The organism is Methylobacterium haplocladii, from assembly GCF_007992175.1.
Taxonomy (GTDB): Bacteria; Pseudomonadota; Alphaproteobacteria; order Rhizobiales; family Beijerinckiaceae; genus Methylobacterium; species Methylobacterium haplocladii.
In genome coordinates, this window is the sequence record NZ_BJZT01000011.1 from 18072 (window position 1) to 30657 (window position 12586).

General features: G+C 67.4%; 16 protein-coding genes. 5 read left to right on the plus strand and 11 right to left on the minus strand.

The window, feature by feature from the left end; translation table 11 throughout:
- Nucleotides 1-24: 24 nt before the first annotated feature.
- Nucleotides 25-807, minus strand: coding sequence for a hydroxypyruvate isomerase (gene hyi, locus MHA02_RS06140; RefSeq protein WP_147077612.1), 783 nt, complete (start codon nucleotides 805-807; stop codon nucleotides 25-27).
- Between the two features lie 177 nt (nucleotides 808-984).
- On the opposite strand from hyi, the gene MHA02_RS06145 reads away from it, so the two are divergent.
- A complete protein-coding gene (locus tag MHA02_RS06145; protein ID WP_147077614.1) occupies nucleotides 985-1332 on the plus strand; it encodes a PetM family of cytochrome b6f complex subunit 7 in 348 nt (115 codons plus the stop codon).
- Between the two features lie 279 nt (nucleotides 1333-1611).
- Here the strand turns inward: MHA02_RS06145 and MHA02_RS06150 are convergent, their stop codons facing one another.
- On the minus strand, nucleotides 1612-2001 hold the full coding sequence (locus tag MHA02_RS06150) for a PRC-barrel domain-containing protein (protein WP_147077616.1): 390 nt from the start codon (nucleotides 1999-2001) through the stop codon (nucleotides 1612-1614).
- A 241-nt stretch (nucleotides 2002-2242) separates the two neighbouring features.
- Here MHA02_RS06150 and mepA point away from each other — a divergent pair, with 241 nt between their 5' ends.
- Nucleotides 2243-3106, plus strand: coding sequence for a penicillin-insensitive murein endopeptidase (gene mepA / locus MHA02_RS06155; RefSeq protein WP_238180418.1), 864 nt, complete (start codon nucleotides 2243-2245; stop codon nucleotides 3104-3106).
- Nucleotides 3107-3183: 77 nt separating this feature from the next.
- Here the strand turns inward: mepA and MHA02_RS06160 are convergent, their stop codons facing one another.
- The 5 genes from MHA02_RS06160 to cpdR all read right to left on the minus strand — a co-directional run bounded on the left by MHA02_RS06160 (nucleotide 3184) and on the right by cpdR (nucleotide 5980).
- Entirely contained in the window at nucleotides 3184-3687 is a 504-nt protein-coding gene (locus MHA02_RS06160) for a TIGR00645 family protein (protein ID WP_147077620.1), read from the minus strand.
- A gap of 155 nt (nucleotides 3688-3842) precedes the next feature.
- Nucleotides 3843-4337, minus strand: a complete 495-nt coding sequence (locus MHA02_RS06165; protein WP_147077622.1) for a DUF1178 family protein — start codon at nucleotides 4335-4337, stop codon at nucleotides 3843-3845.
- Nucleotides 4338-4357: 20 nt separating this feature from the next.
- On the minus strand, nucleotides 4358-5200 hold the full coding sequence (locus MHA02_RS06170) for a carbon-nitrogen hydrolase family protein (RefSeq protein ID WP_238180412.1): 843 nt from the start codon (nucleotides 5198-5200) through the stop codon (nucleotides 4358-4360).
- Nucleotides 5200-5457 (minus strand): glutaredoxin 3, encoded by a 258-nt coding sequence (gene grxC / locus MHA02_RS06175; protein ID WP_147077624.1) that lies wholly within the window; start codon nucleotides 5455-5457, stop codon nucleotides 5200-5202. Before grxC ends, MHA02_RS06170 begins: the two co-directional genes overlap by 1 nt.
- 163 nt (nucleotides 5458-5620) lie before the next feature.
- Entirely contained in the window at nucleotides 5621-5980 is a 360-nt protein-coding gene (gene cpdR, locus MHA02_RS06180; RefSeq protein ID WP_147077626.1) for a cell cycle two-component system response regulator CpdR, read from the minus strand.
- A gap of 153 nt (nucleotides 5981-6133) precedes the next feature.
- On the opposite strand from cpdR, the gene MHA02_RS06185 reads away from it, so the two are divergent.
- Nucleotides 6134-7030, plus strand: coding sequence for an N-formylglutamate amidohydrolase (locus MHA02_RS06185; RefSeq protein WP_147077628.1), 897 nt, complete (start codon nucleotides 6134-6136; stop codon nucleotides 7028-7030).
- Between the two features lie 667 nt (nucleotides 7031-7697).
- Here the strand turns inward: MHA02_RS06185 and MHA02_RS06190 are convergent.
- The 3 genes from MHA02_RS06190 to MHA02_RS06200 form a co-directional block, all read right to left on the minus strand.
- Entirely contained in the window at nucleotides 7698-8420 is a 723-nt protein-coding gene (locus tag MHA02_RS06190) for a DUF4142 domain-containing protein (protein ID WP_147077630.1), read from the minus strand.
- A gap of 141 nt (nucleotides 8421-8561) precedes the next feature.
- Nucleotides 8562-9077, minus strand: a complete 516-nt coding sequence (locus MHA02_RS06195) for a phosphate-starvation-inducible PsiE family protein (RefSeq protein WP_147077632.1) — start codon at nucleotides 9075-9077, stop codon at nucleotides 8562-8564.
- 121 nt (nucleotides 9078-9198) lie between these two features.
- On the minus strand, nucleotides 9199-9762 hold the full coding sequence (locus MHA02_RS06200; RefSeq protein WP_147077634.1) for a DUF4337 domain-containing protein: 564 nt from the start codon (nucleotides 9760-9762) through the stop codon (nucleotides 9199-9201).
- Between the two features lie 113 nt (nucleotides 9763-9875).
- Between MHA02_RS06200 and MHA02_RS06205 the strand changes: the two genes are divergently transcribed.
- Nucleotides 9876-10607, plus strand: coding sequence for an MBL fold metallo-hydrolase (locus MHA02_RS06205; protein WP_147077745.1), 732 nt, complete (start codon nucleotides 9876-9878; stop codon nucleotides 10605-10607).
- 22 nt (nucleotides 10608-10629) lie between these two features.
- Here MHA02_RS06205 and hemA read toward each other — a convergent pair whose 3' ends face one another.
- Nucleotides 10630-11964, minus strand: coding sequence for a 5-aminolevulinate synthase (gene hemA, locus MHA02_RS06210; RefSeq protein ID WP_147077746.1), 1335 nt, complete (start codon nucleotides 11962-11964; stop codon nucleotides 10630-10632).
- 339 nt (nucleotides 11965-12303) lie between these two features.
- On the opposite strand from hemA, the gene MHA02_RS22055 reads away from it, so the two are divergent.
- On the plus strand, nucleotides 12304-12471 hold the full coding sequence (locus MHA02_RS22055) for a hypothetical protein (protein WP_170249056.1): 168 nt from the start codon (nucleotides 12304-12306) through the stop codon (nucleotides 12469-12471).
- Nucleotides 12472-12586 lie beyond the last annotated feature (115 nt).

The following is a 12586-nucleotide window of genomic DNA, read 5'->3' on the forward strand; positions in this document are numbered from 1 at the left end:
GCATGGTGAGGATGGCATATCGTATCAGCCCGCTCGATAAGCCGCGTACCACCCAAGCCCTTCGTGGGTCGCCGCAGCCGGCAGGTACTCGGCACCGATCCAGCCGCCGTAGCCGATCCGGTCGAGCCGTTCGAAGAGTTCCGGAAAATCGATCCGGCCGGTTCCCGGTTCGTGCCGTCCAGGAGCGTCGGCGATCTGGACATGCGCGATGCGGTCGCGATGAGCCGCGATCGTCTCCCCGGGATCCTCACCCATGACGTGCATGTGATAGGCATCGTACTGCACGAACAGGTTCTCGGAGCCGACCGCGGCGATCAGGTCGAGGGCCTGAGTCGTGCCCGTGAGGAAGAAGCCCGGCACGTCGCGAGTGTTGATCGCCTCGATCAGGAGCCGGATGCCCGTGCGCTCCAGTTCCGCTGCGGCGAAGGCGAGGTTCTCGACGAACGTGTCGTGCAGCCGCGCCCGGTACGCTCCCTCCGGGACGAGGCCGGCGAGGCAGTTCACCTGGGTGCAGCCGAGCGCCGCCGCATAGTCGATCGCCCGTGCCACCCCGCCTCGGAATTCGGCGACACGCTCCGGCAGGATCGCGATGCCACGCTCGCCCGCGGCCCAATCGCCCGGCGGCAGGTTGTGCAGGACGCAATCGAGGCCGTGGCGTGCCAGCCGCTCGGCAATGGCCTCCTCCGGGTGGTCGTACGGGAACTGCATCTCGACGGCGGCGAAGCCGGCCGCAGCCGCCTGTTCGAACCGGTCGAGGAAGGTGTGCTCGCCGAAGAGCAGGCTGATGTTGGCGGCGAAGCGGGGCATTCTTTTTGGAGCTCACGGGCGGCCGGTCCTGTAGACCATGCGCCGGGCGACGCTGCCAGCGGCGTGCCCATCGCGACGGCACGGCAGCGACACGGCCCTCGCTTGCGCCCCCGGCGACGGCCCCGTATTCAGCCGTTGGACCGGCTCCGCTCGGGCGGACCGGCGAGGCCCGTTTCGATGCTCCGTTCCGTCGCCAGCTTCCTCGGCCTACCCTTCCTGAGCCGCGCGCTCGGGCTGCTGATCCTGGCCGGCGGCTTCGTGCAGGTCGTCTATGACGGCGCACGCTCCATCGCCAACAACAGCCTGCGTATCACCACGGTGAGCGATTTGCTCTTCACCCTGTTCAAGGACAAGGCGAGTGCGCTCCAAGGGGCCGTCGAGGGCGTCGCCCCCTGGCTCTGGCAGGTCCTGGTCCTGCCGCTGACCCTCGCCCCTGCGGCAGCCCTCGGCCTGCTGGTCGGCGCGATGCTGCTCTGGCTCGGACAGCCCGGCCGCGAGCCGATCGGGTTCGTGATGCGGCCCTGACGCGAGGCAGCGGTGATTGTTCTTGGAAAACCGGATTCAACCTTCAAGCACCATGCTCTGAAGATTCCTCAATTGTCCGTGCGCGGCGCAGCCGAAGCAATCCAGGGCCATCCTCCTGGCTTCCGCGCATTGGCCCTCGATTGCTCCGCTGCGCTCGCAAAGACGAGGAAAGCTCCGAGGCGATAGGACGGTAGCCGGACCGAGCCGATTCCGGCTCATCGGTGCGGTCGACGCGGGTGCTCGTCTCGTCCGAAAGGGTCCAGCCGAAGCGGTCGGCTTTCAGATCCCCCAATACGGTGCCGCATTGTAGTAGCGGTGGACGTGCTCTTCCCACTCGCGTTCGTCGGCAGGGTCGCCGCCCTCGGGGGAGCGGGCCGGAGCGTTGCGGAGTTGCTCTTCCGTGATTTCGACGACGTAGGCATCGATCGTCGGGTCGAAGGTCAGGACCGCCCAGGGTAGGGTGTAGTAGTCCTCGCCGAGGCCGAGAAAGCCGCCGAAGCTCATCACCACGTAGGCGACGCGGCCCGAGGCCTTGTCGAGCATCAGCCGCTCGATGCGGCCGACCTTGCCGCCGTCGGTGCGGCGGACCTCGGTGCCGACCACGCGGTCGCTGGCGATGAGGGTGCGGGCCTTCGGCCCGGCCGGTGGGGTGGTGCTGACGGGGTCCATGGCGCGGGGCTCGCAACCTTGTTACATCCAATCCGGAAAACGCCCGGGTCACCGGGCACGTTCCGGTGGGGCGGTCATGGCCGCCTGTAACCGTTGCCGAGGGACCTCCGCGCCGATGCTGCAGACCGTCAGAGCGCACTCCGCCGAACTGGAAACCGGTGCAGCGCGAGCATGCGCGACAAGGCACGGCTCGAGCCTGCCCGTCGCCCTTGCGCTGCTCGCCGCGCTCACCGGCCCCGCGATGGCGCAGGACAAGGGTACGATGGATCCAAAGCCCCTGCCGCCGCTGGCCAATCCGAACGATCCCTCGACGCCGGCCAAGGCGCTGTTCGGCCGCGTCACTGCGCCGTCGAGCGGAGCGGCCGAGGCCTACGGTTCTTACGCCAAGGGCTGCTTTGCCGGCGGGCAGGGCCTCGCCTTCGACGGGCCGAACTGGCAGGTGATGCGGCCCTCGCGGAACCGGCGCTGGGGCATGCCTTATCTCGTCAGCTTCCTGGAGCGGCTCGCGAGCAAGGCTCCGCAGGTCGGCTGGCCGGGGCTGCTCGTCGGTGACATGTCGCAGCCGCGTGGCGGTCCGATGCTCACCGGTCACGCCTCACACCAGCTCGGCCTCGACGCCGACATTTGGCTGACGCCGATGCCGGACCACAGCATGAGCCGGGCCGAGCGCGAGCAGACCTCCGCCACAGACATGGTCCGCGCCGACCGCCGCGATATCGACGAGGACGTCTGGACCTCGGCCCATACCGGGTTGATCCGTCTCACGGCCAAGCAGCCGGAGGTGGCGCGGATCTTCGTGAACGCGGCGATCAAGAAGGCGCTCTGCCGCGAGGCCGGCGGCGACCGCGGCTGGCTCACCAAGGTGCGCCCGATGTACGGGCACAACTACCACTACCATATCCGGCTCGCCTGCCCGCGCGGTGCCGAATCCTGCGGCGACCAGGCCCCACCGCCGCCCGGGGACGGCTGCGGGTCCGAGCTCGACTATTGGTTCAGCGCCGCCGTCCTCAATCCGCCGAAGGCGAAGACCCCGCCGAGGCCCCGCCCGCCGATGACCATGGCCGGCCTGCCGGATGCCTGCCGGGCGGTTCTGCACGCGCGGTAGCCATTACACCGTCTCCGTCGGCCGACCCGAATCCAACTCGTCGTGCCGACTGGCGTCCCTGCTCCGCTCGACGAGGATCAGGTCTCGTGGTGCCCGGCCGAGAGACGGTCGGTCAGCGCCATCAGGATTCCGGAGACCACGAACACCATGTGGATGCCGACATACCAGGCGAGTTCACGGTCGGTGTAGCTCTTCATGTCCATGAAGGCCTTGAGCAGCTGGATCGCCGAGATCGCGACGATCGAGGACATCAACTTCAGCTTGAGGCCGCTGAAATCGATCGTGCCCATCCAGGTGGGCCAGTCCTTATGGTCGCTGTGGTCGAATTTCGAGACGAAGTTCTCGTACCCTGAGAACATCACGATGATGAGCAGCGAGGCCGTGAACGACAGGTCCACGAGCGTCAGTACGCCGAGGATGGTCTGCGATTCGTTCCATTCGAGGGCGTGGGTCGCGAAATGTCCGATCTCCTGGATCAGCTTGACCAGGAGAACGAGCAGCCCGATCGTCAGCGCCGCATAGAACGGTGCCAGCAGCCAGCGGCTCGCGAACAGAAACCGTTCGAAAAGACGTTCCATCATCTCCGCCAACCTGCACCGTGCGACCGGCGGCGGATGTGGCACGCGACAGCTACGCCTTCAAGGCAAGCGGGCCGGAAGCAGCCATGCCACCGCGACCCTTCGGCCGATGGGTATGACGGCACTCCAGTGCCCTCCGGCATGACGTCCTGAGGGACTCAGTGACGGTCGTCGGGGGCCGGGGGCAGGGGGGCGACCTCGATGCCTTCTTCGACGAGTGCACGAGCCTCGTCCAGGCTCGCCTCACCGTAGATCGCGCGGGCCGGCGTATCGCCGTAATGCATGGCGCGCGCCTCGTCCGGGAAGCGTGTACCGACGTCGTCCGCCGTGCGCGTCACCTGCTCCCGAACCGCCCTCAGCAGCGCGCGCAGGCGCCGCTCCGGCTCGGCGATCATCGGAAAAGCCGCTTCCGCCTGGGTCGTGGCCGGGGCCGTGACTGGCGTCTCATCCGACGTATCCGGAGCCGCTTTGCCGGTGGGGCCCTTGTCGGTGCGCGCCACGGCCGGTGACATCAGGGCCTTCGAGACCTTGTGAGAATCACAGATCGGGCAGGAGACGAGACCGCGTGCGGCCTGCTCGTCATAGGCGTCGCCGGACGGGAACCAGCTCTCGAAGCCGTGACCGGACTCGCAGGCGAGGGTGTAGCGGATCATGACCGGAACATGGGCACGCCTCAGGCATGCCGCACGGTGAAAGGCCGCGCGTTGCGCAGGGCCGGGATGCGCCCGCGCACCTCCGCGACCTGGGCGAGGTCGATCTCGGCGAGGATGATGCCGGGCGCGTCGCCCTCGGCCTCGGCGAGAACCCGCCCCCACGGGTCGACGATCAGCGAATGACCGTAGGTCTCGCGGCCGTCCTCGTGCCGCCCACCCTGGGCAGCCGAGATCATGAAGGATCCCGTTTCGATGGCGCGGGCGCGCTGCAGCAGGTGCCAGTGCGCCTCGCCGGTCTGGCGGGTGAAGCAAGCGGGTGCCGTCAGCACCGTGGCTCCGGCCTCAGCCAGCGCCCTGTAGAGTGCAGGAAAGCGGATATCGTAGCAGATGGCGATGCCGATCTCCGCCCAGGGCAGGCTCGCCACGACGGCGCAGTCGCCGCCGGTATAGGTCGCCGATTCCCGCCAGCTCTCGCCGTTCGGAAGGTCGACGTCGTAGAGGTGGACCTTGTCGTAGGCCGCCCGGATCTCGCCGTCGGGATCGATCAGGAAGGCACGGTTGGCGATTCTGTCGCCGGTGCGGATCGCCAGCGAGCCGACATGGACGAAGACGCGGTCCTTCCGCGCAACCTCACGGAGGCTGGCGAGAGTCGGATCGTTCTCCTGCGGCCCAACCGTCTCGAACAGCCGGGCGCGGTCGCGCTCGACCAACGAGGTCATCTCCGGGGTCTGTACGTAGTCTGCGCCCAGTCCTGCCGCCTCATGGACTCCGGCGACCGCCATATCGCGGTTGGCGAGCGGATCGCGTCCCGAGCGCATCTGCACGCAGGCCGCGACGAAGCGCGGGTGCTCGTCTTCCGCCATCAGGCCGCCAGCAGCGGATCGAGGCCACCGGCCCTTTCGAGGGCGTAGAGATCGTCGCAGCCGCCGACATGGGTATCGCCGACGAAGATCTGCGGCACGCTGGTGCGACCGCCGGCACGCTGCGACATCGCTGCTCGTGCCCCTGCGGTCTTCTCGACATCAATCTCGGTGAAGGCCACGCCCTTTTCCTTCAGCAAGCTCTTGGCCGCCGAACAATAGGGGCACCAGGCCGTGGTGTAGAGGGTGACCGGCTGCATCGTCTCGGTTCGATCATGCGAGGGAACACATGACCCTATAGCACCGGAACGGTCGGTTTCTATTGCAGGCGCCACACAGGCCAGGGCAATCGCCCGAACGCGCCCGCCCGGCCTTGCTTCTTCGCCTCGTCCGTCGGCTTGCGCGCCTCGCCCCCGGAGGACGTCAGGCCGCAGCGAGCAGCTTCTCGACCTCGTTGACGAGCTCGCGCAGGTGGAAAGGCTTCGAGAGCACTTTCGCGTCCTTCGGAGCCTTCGAGTCCGGGTTCAGGGCGACCGCGGCGAAGCCCGTGATGAACATCACCTTGATGTCGGGATCGAGCTCGGTTGCGCGGCGCGCCAGCTCGATGCCGTCCATCTCGGGCATCACGATATCGGTGAGCAGCAGCTCGAACGGCTCTTCGCGCAGCCGGTTGTAGGCCGAGAGGCCGTTGTCGAACGACAGCACCTCGTAGCCGGCGTTCTGAAGCGCCTTGGCCAGAAACCGGCGCATGTCGTTGTCGTCTTCCGCCAGAAGGATCTTCATCGAACGGCTTCCTGGGTCCCTGTAAGGCCCGATACGACTAAGGTGTTCATTCCATAAACCTGCGTCTTGGTAAACACAGGGTTAAAATCCCCTCGGTGCGCCCGAGCACACGGCTCGGTAGACAGGATCGCCCGCTCACAGCAAAGTGTTGCGATGATCGAGCGCCCCGCGCACCCGCCCTCCGATTTCGAACCGCCCTTCGCCGTCGATGAGCCGGCCATCCACGCGGTTCCCTTCGTGTTCAACACGCCGCATTCCGGCGCGGTCTATCCGGATCACTTCCTCTCGGCCTCACGTCTCGATGCGCTGACGCTCCGGCGCTCGGAGGACGCCTATGTCGACCGGCTGTTCGCCCCTGTCGTCGGGCTCGGCGCCCCGCTCATGCGCGCGAACTTCCCGCGTGCCTATCTCGACGTCAACCGCGAGCCCTACGAGCTCGACCCGCGCATGTTCGTCGGGCGGCTTCCGCCCTTCTCCAACACCCGCTCCATGCGGGTCGCCGGCGGCCTCGGCACCGTGCCGCGCATCGTGGCCGACGGGCAGGAGATCTATCGGGAGCGGCTGCCGGTCGAGGATGCGCTCGCCCGGATCGAACTGCTCTACAAGCCCTATCACCGGATGCTGCGCGGACTGATCCAGCGCACGGTCAAGACCTTCGGCAACGCGGTTCTGATCGATTGCCACTCGATGCCGTCGTCGAGCCTCGGCCGGGACGAGGACGCGAAGACCGAGATCGTGCTCGGCGACCGGTTCGGCACCGCCTGCGCCCCGGCCCTGATCGACGGCTTCGAGCATCGCTTCCGTGAGCACGGCCTCCGGGTGGTGCGCAACAAGCCCTATGCCGGCGGCTTCATCACCGAGCATTACGGCGAGCCGAACCTGTCCCGCCACGCCCTGCAGATCGAGATCAACCGCGCGCTGTACATGAACGAACGTACGCTGGCGCTCACCGGCGGCTTCGGCGATCTGGTGGAATGTCTGACGCGGGTGGTCGGTACGATGGCCGCCGACTGGTCGGACTGGAGCTCCCGGCGGATGGCGGCCGAATAGTCCTCGGCTGTCTGCCGCGACGACGGCTCGCTCTCAAAAGCAAAAAAAAGGCCGCCCCGAAGGAGCGGCCCGAAGTCTAGGGAGGAAACGCCCAAGAAGGGCTGCGAAACCGCGACGCCATCGCGATCCCGCAATGCAAAAGATACATTGCGCCGCACAAAGCGCAAGCGGCCCGGCAAGGAATATTCCCGCGCCCGGCGCATGGCTCGGCCGCGAGCGGCGCAAGCTATGCAAATCGACATGTGGCGCGATGGCGAAGTTGCCGTGGATTGTCCTGCCGTAGAACGTCATCCTGGTGCCATGGGGTCATTGACCGTCGATGACGCCGGGCAGGTTCTGGAGGCCGGCGACGAACGTCGAGTTTGGCTAGTGCCGTCACTCTGAAGTGTAAATCGGCTGGCACGCTTCGTGTTTATTGAACTTTGCAGTAATTCTGCTGCGGTTTCACCGACGGCGCGGCGGTATCGAGAATGAGAGGGATCTTTTTATCGTGAAATAGCGATCGATAAGCGTGTTCAGCCGTCCTTGAAAACACGTTTCGGCGTATCAGTCCGATCGGATCCTAAGGGGATGCCTTTCAAAGCATAAGTTTCGCGTACAGCATCCTTCCACGCAAAAAGGGCCGCCTTGCCGGCGGCCCTTCGAGTTCGCGTCACGACAGACGAGATCAGCTGCCGAAGCTCAGGTCGATGTTCGCCGAGCGATCGTGTTCGGCGGCGATGTAGGGCAGGGCCTCATTAGCGAACTGGCGGCCCTGAGTGCTGTCGCCGCTGCGCGCATAGCCGGCGTAGAGCGCCAGGGTGCGGGCATCCGAGCGGGCCTGCTGGGCGACGTAAGTGCGGTCGAAGCTGCGCGCATTCGGGGCCGTGCGGAGACGGTCGATCCGGGCTTGGCCCTGCGGACCGAGGGCGACGCGGCGACCGGGCTCGGCCGGGCTGTTGTCGACGAGGCCGACACCGCCGAGGACGCCGCCGACGATCCCCGTCGCGACATTGGCTGCGATCGTCACGGGCGCCAACACGACGCCGACGGGATTGTCGAGGCGCGTCTCGATGCCCTGCCGGTCCGAAACGATCGTGCCGCCCGCGCTCAGAGACGTGCCGGGGGGCAGCAGCGCCTCGGTCGTCGCCTTCCGGGTCTCGATCACCCGACGGGCATAGCTGCGGATCTCCCGGTTGCGGGAGCGTTCGAGGGCGATGCGGCTGGACTCGATGCTCACGGCATCCGAGCGCAGGGCCTCGGTGCGGAAGGTCGGGGTGCTCGTCGTCGCACCGGCGGGCAATGCCAGGTCGGGCGATTGGACGCGGAGCGGCAGTGGCTCCTGTGCGAAGGCGGAACCACCGGCGATCGTGGAGAGGCCGAGCACGGCGAGGGCGACAGATTTCTTCATGGCAAACTACTCTGCTTGACGCTTGACCCGCGCCGGTCGTCCCGACGCAATCGGGCGGTCAACCGGCGGCCGGAATCGCCGTTCCTGCATTGCAGCATTGCCGCACGGGGGCTTGCGGGCCTGGTCTCATCGACCCCGCAATCACTCCTCGCCGGCCGGTCGCGCCCCGCTCGGGCTCGCTTGGTGCAGCAGGAAGATCGAGACGACCATCACCAGAATCAGGCCGCCGAGGACGCCGAGTTCGATCATGGAGGCGTTGAACATCGCCTGCTTTTCATCGCTCATCTGTCCGTGCATCACCTCCGAGGATTGAAGCGTGATCACCAGCACCCGCCGGATCGAGGCGATCAGGCCGACGATCAGGAACGGCTCGCAGGTCAGCCTCCCCGATCGCATCGAAACCCGAACGGTGTGCAGGATCTCGACGATCATCAGCAGGAACAGCAGCCGGTCGATCACGTCGAGCATCTGCTTGGCGCCACCGAGCACCTTCAGCGCCTCGTAGAGCACCCCCGCCGCGTCGAGGAGCGCGAGCGCCGCCGTCGCCGCGAGCAGTCCGCCGAGCAGCGCGTAGACAAGGTGCTCGGTGTGCAGGAACAGGAAGGCCGACAGCTTGGTCAGCCGGTTCTCGGATTCGTCGTCGGAACCTTGTGCCATGCTCGGCCCATCCGCTTCGGCTCGGGGTGGAGCCGCCGACCGCAACTCTGGCAGGAGCCGCGCGGCCGCGTCCACACTTCTCCTTGTCGCGGCACGCTCGTGGTCCGCTTGCCTGTCCGCGTCAGTGCAGGAACGGCAGGGTGTGGGGCGCGAACTGCCCGAAGGCGGCCAGCGCCAAGCCGGCGACACCGAGGAAACCGCCGGCGAAGGCGAGCGCCACGATGCCGGTGATCACTTCCGCCGAGGCCAGCACGATGCCGACCTGGAAGGCGGCCGAGGCGAGCTCGAAATGGTGGTAGCGCTCCAGCGCGAGGTCGCGCCGCATTTCGGAAGCCTTGGCCTTGGCGGCGAGTTCCTTGCGGCCTTCGCCGGTCGCGGGCTCGGATTCCCAGCGGGCCACGGTCCTGGCCCAGTCCTCGCGCTTGGCCTTCACGGCTGCATCGTCGCCCCCGGCGGGCGGCGCCAGCGCCAATGCCTCGTCTGCGGTCTTGAGCACCGTCGCCCGGATCGTGCGGGCCTGAAAATAGGCCCATTGGTTCGAGGCCTCGACATTCGCGCCGAGCGCCTCGGTCTGGGCGCTCTTGGCGAGCGTCTCGGCGCCCGCGAGAAACAGCGCCAGCACCGAGATCATCAGCGCGACGCGCTTGTTCGAACCCTCGATCGCCCCATGACCGCCACCCGACATCCGTGCTTCCCCTTCGATGATTCGCGAGCGTGGCAGTCACAGCCCATGACGGGACGGCGCGCAACGCGAAACCGCCCGACGACTTGTCCTCGGGGTATCACGAGGAGGCGACCATGCGGCTCCAGGTTCTCGGTTGCGGCGACGCGTTCGGATCGGGCGGGCGCTTCCATACCTGCTTCCACGTGGAGGTTGCGCGAACCGGATTTCTCGTCGATTGCGGCGCCTCCTCGCTGATCGCGATCCGCCGCTACGGCGTCGACCCGAACGGGATCGACACCGTGTTCCTCACGCACCTCCACGGCGACCACTTCGGCGGTCTGCCCTGGCTGATCCTCGACGGGCAGCTCGTCAGCCAGCGCCGGTCTCCGCTGACCATCGTCGGGCCCCCCGGGACGCGGGCGCGCCTCACCGCCACCATGGAGGCGCTGTTTCCCGGATCGAGCACGGTCGAGCGCCGCTTCGCGGTGGACGTTCGGGAGATCGAGGCGGAAACGCCCATGGAGGTCGGCGGCGTGACCGTGACGGCCTTCGTGGTGCGCCACCCCTCCGGTGCGCCTTCGCATGCGCTGCGGCTGGAATGCGACGGCAAGGTGTTGGCCTATACCGGCGACACCGAGTGGGTCGATGCGCTGGTCCCGGCCGGCCGGGAAGCCGACCTGATGATTGCCGAGGGCTACACCATCGACCGGCCGGTCCCGTTCCATCTCGACTGGGCGACGCTGAAGGCGCGCCTGCCGGAGATCGCACCGAAGCGCCTGATGCTGACGCATATGAGCGCCGAGATGATCGCCCGTCCGCCGGACGGCTACATCGCCGCGGAGGATGGGTTGGTGGTCGAGATCTAAGACGCCTCGTGTCTCGAAGAACCTACTCGGCCGCCGCCGCGAAGATCGTCCCGGCACGCGGAAGGTCGAGGGTGTCCCAGGTCTCGACGAGGGCCGCCGTCAGGGTCGCGATGCGGGCGTCGTCGTGGAACGGCGTCGGGGTGATCCGCAGGCGCTCGGTGCCGCGCGGCACGGTCGGGTAGTTGATCGGCTGGATGTAGATGCCGTGACGCTCGAGCAGATGGTCGGCTGCCGCCTTGCAGAGCTCTGCGTCGCCCACCATCAGCGGTACGATGTGGGTCTCGGTGGGCAGCACCGGCAGGCCGGCCGCATCGAGGGCGGCCTTGGTGTTGGCGGCCTGACGCTGATGCGCCGCGCGCTCGGTCTGGGAGCGCTTGAGGTAGCGCACCGAGGCGCGGGCCGCGGCGGCGATCGCCGGCGGTAGGGCGGTGGTGAAGATGAAGCCGGCGGCATGGCTGCGGACCGCGTCGCAGAGCACGGCCGAACCGGTGATGTAGCCGCCGACGCAGCCATAGCCCTTGGCCAGCGTGCCCTCGATCACGTCGATGCGGTCCATGACGCCGTCGCGCTCGGCCATTCCCGCACCGCGCGCGCCATAGAGGCCGACGGCGTGGACTTCGTCGATGTAGGTCATGGCGCCGTAGGCGTCGGCGAGGTCGCAGATGCCCGAGATCGGCGCAACGTCGCCGTCCATCGAGTAGACCGACTCGAAGGCGATCAGCTTCGGCCGGTCTCCGGCCTCGCGGAGCAACTGCTCCAGGTGGGCGAGATCGTTGTGGCGGAACACGCGCTTCTCGCAGGCCGAATGGCGCACGCCCTCGATCATCGAGTTGTGGTTGAAGGCGTCCGACAGGATCAGGCAGTTCGGCAGCAGCTTGGCGATCGTCGAGATGCCGGCCTGGTTCGAGACGTAGCCCGAGGTGAAGACGAGGCCCGCTTCCTTGCCGTGCAGGTCGGCGAGTTCGCGCTCGAGGTCGACCAGGGGCGAGTTGTTGCCGGCGATGTTGCGGGTGCCGCCCGCGCCGACGCCGCAGCGCTTCACCGTCTCGGTCATAGCCTCGACGACGTCGGGGTGCTGGCCCATGCCGAGATAGTCGTTGGAGCACCACACCGTGATCTCGCGGGTGCCGCCGTCGGGCCTGCGCCAATGCGCCTGCGGAAAGCGGCCAGCGATCCGCTCGATATCGGCGAAGATGCGGTAACGGCGCTCGGCATGCAGGCGATCGACGGCCGTCCGGAAATGCTGCTCGTAGCCGAATTTCGGAGACTGGCTGGCCCGATGGCTGCTTCGTTCGCCGGTGCCCATCTCGGGCCGCTCGGCGGTGTCTGTCTGCGCGGGCATCAGGTTCACGGGCATCCGTCCTCGACGCGTGTCCTCGGCTGCGAGCTTCGGGTTCATCCCGAAGTCGGATCCAGCGGCCGGGACAATGATCGACGCGGCGATCCGCGCGGGTCTGCGCATTCCTGCCGGCCGACCGGCGACGAGCCCGATCTCGCTGCGGTGACGTCTTGCTTCCGGCCAGTCCACCGGACGCCGGCTCACCGGTCAGTAGAATAGAGGCGAATTTGGAATCGGTTCAAGGTGAACGCGGGTCATTGCTGCCTTGCACCTGTTGAGACGGCCCCGCAAAGGCGCTAGCCGTTTTGTGATTTCGCGGGCGATGTCGCGCCGCGCGCGAGGGACGAGACGCCCCGGATGTCACGCCAGGATCGATTGAAGGCGGCTCTGCGCGACAATCTCAAGCGCAGGAAGCTGCAGGCCCGCGGCCGGGCGGAACCGGCGGCGGACGACGGCGGCAAGCCGGGGCAGGAGCCCAAACCCGACACGACGCCTCCGTCGGAGCCCGAACGCGGCATGGACTGACGCTCTGCGACCGGGGTCGTCACCGGCGACTGCGATGCACGGCAGCCACAGGCCATGACTTCCGGTTCGTCCCGCGATCCTCTTTCCGCCCAACACGGCCTATACTTGACCGTTT

Excerpts from the sequence above, each read along its gene's own strand:
- mepA (WP_238180418.1), top strand. The coding sequence starts at position 2,243 with ATGGCGCAGGACAAGGGTACGATGGATCCAAAGCCCCTGCCGCCGCTG.
- cpdR (WP_147077626.1), bottom strand. The coding sequence starts at position 5,980 with ATGAAGATCCTTCTGGCGGAAGACGACAACGACATGCGCCGGTTTCTG.
- MHA02_RS06145 (WP_147077614.1), top strand. The coding sequence starts at position 985 with ATGCTCCGTTCCGTCGCCAGCTTCCTCGGCCTACCCTTCCTGAGCCGC.
- hyi (WP_147077612.1), bottom strand. The coding sequence starts at position 807 with ATGCCCCGCTTCGCCGCCAACATCAGCCTGCTCTTCGGCGAGCACACC.
- MHA02_RS06205 (WP_147077745.1), top strand. The coding sequence starts at position 9,876 with ATGCGGCTCCAGGTTCTCGGTTGCGGCGACGCGTTCGGATCGGGCGGG.
- MHA02_RS22055 (WP_170249056.1), top strand. The coding sequence starts at position 12,304 with ATGTCACGCCAGGATCGATTGAAGGCGGCTCTGCGCGACAATCTCAAG.
- MHA02_RS06150 (WP_147077616.1), bottom strand. The coding sequence starts at position 2,001 with ATGGACCCCGTCAGCACCACCCCACCGGCCGGGCCGAAGGCCCGCACC.
- MHA02_RS06160 (WP_147077620.1), bottom strand. The coding sequence starts at position 3,687 with ATGATGGAACGTCTTTTCGAACGGTTTCTGTTCGCGAGCCGCTGGCTG.
- MHA02_RS06170 (WP_238180412.1), bottom strand. The coding sequence starts at position 5,200 with ATGGCGGAAGACGAGCACCCGCGCTTCGTCGCGGCCTGCGTGCAGATG.
- MHA02_RS06200 (WP_147077634.1), bottom strand. The coding sequence starts at position 9,762 with ATGTCGGGTGGCGGTCATGGGGCGATCGAGGGTTCGAACAAGCGCGTC.
- MHA02_RS06165 (WP_147077622.1), bottom strand. The coding sequence starts at position 4,337 with ATGATCCGCTACACCCTCGCCTGCGAGTCCGGTCACGGCTTCGAGAGC.
- hemA (WP_147077746.1), bottom strand. The coding sequence starts at position 11,964 with ATGCCCGTGAACCTGATGCCCGCGCAGACAGACACCGCCGAGCGGCCC.
- MHA02_RS06190 (WP_147077630.1), bottom strand. The coding sequence starts at position 8,420 with ATGAAGAAATCTGTCGCCCTCGCCGTGCTCGGCCTCTCCACGATCGCC.
- MHA02_RS06185 (WP_147077628.1), top strand. The coding sequence starts at position 6,134 with ATGATCGAGCGCCCCGCGCACCCGCCCTCCGATTTCGAACCGCCCTTC.
- grxC (WP_147077624.1), bottom strand. The coding sequence starts at position 5,457 with ATGCAGCCGGTCACCCTCTACACCACGGCCTGGTGCCCCTATTGTTCG.
- MHA02_RS06195 (WP_147077632.1), bottom strand. The coding sequence starts at position 9,077 with ATGGCACAAGGTTCCGACGACGAATCCGAGAACCGGCTGACCAAGCTG.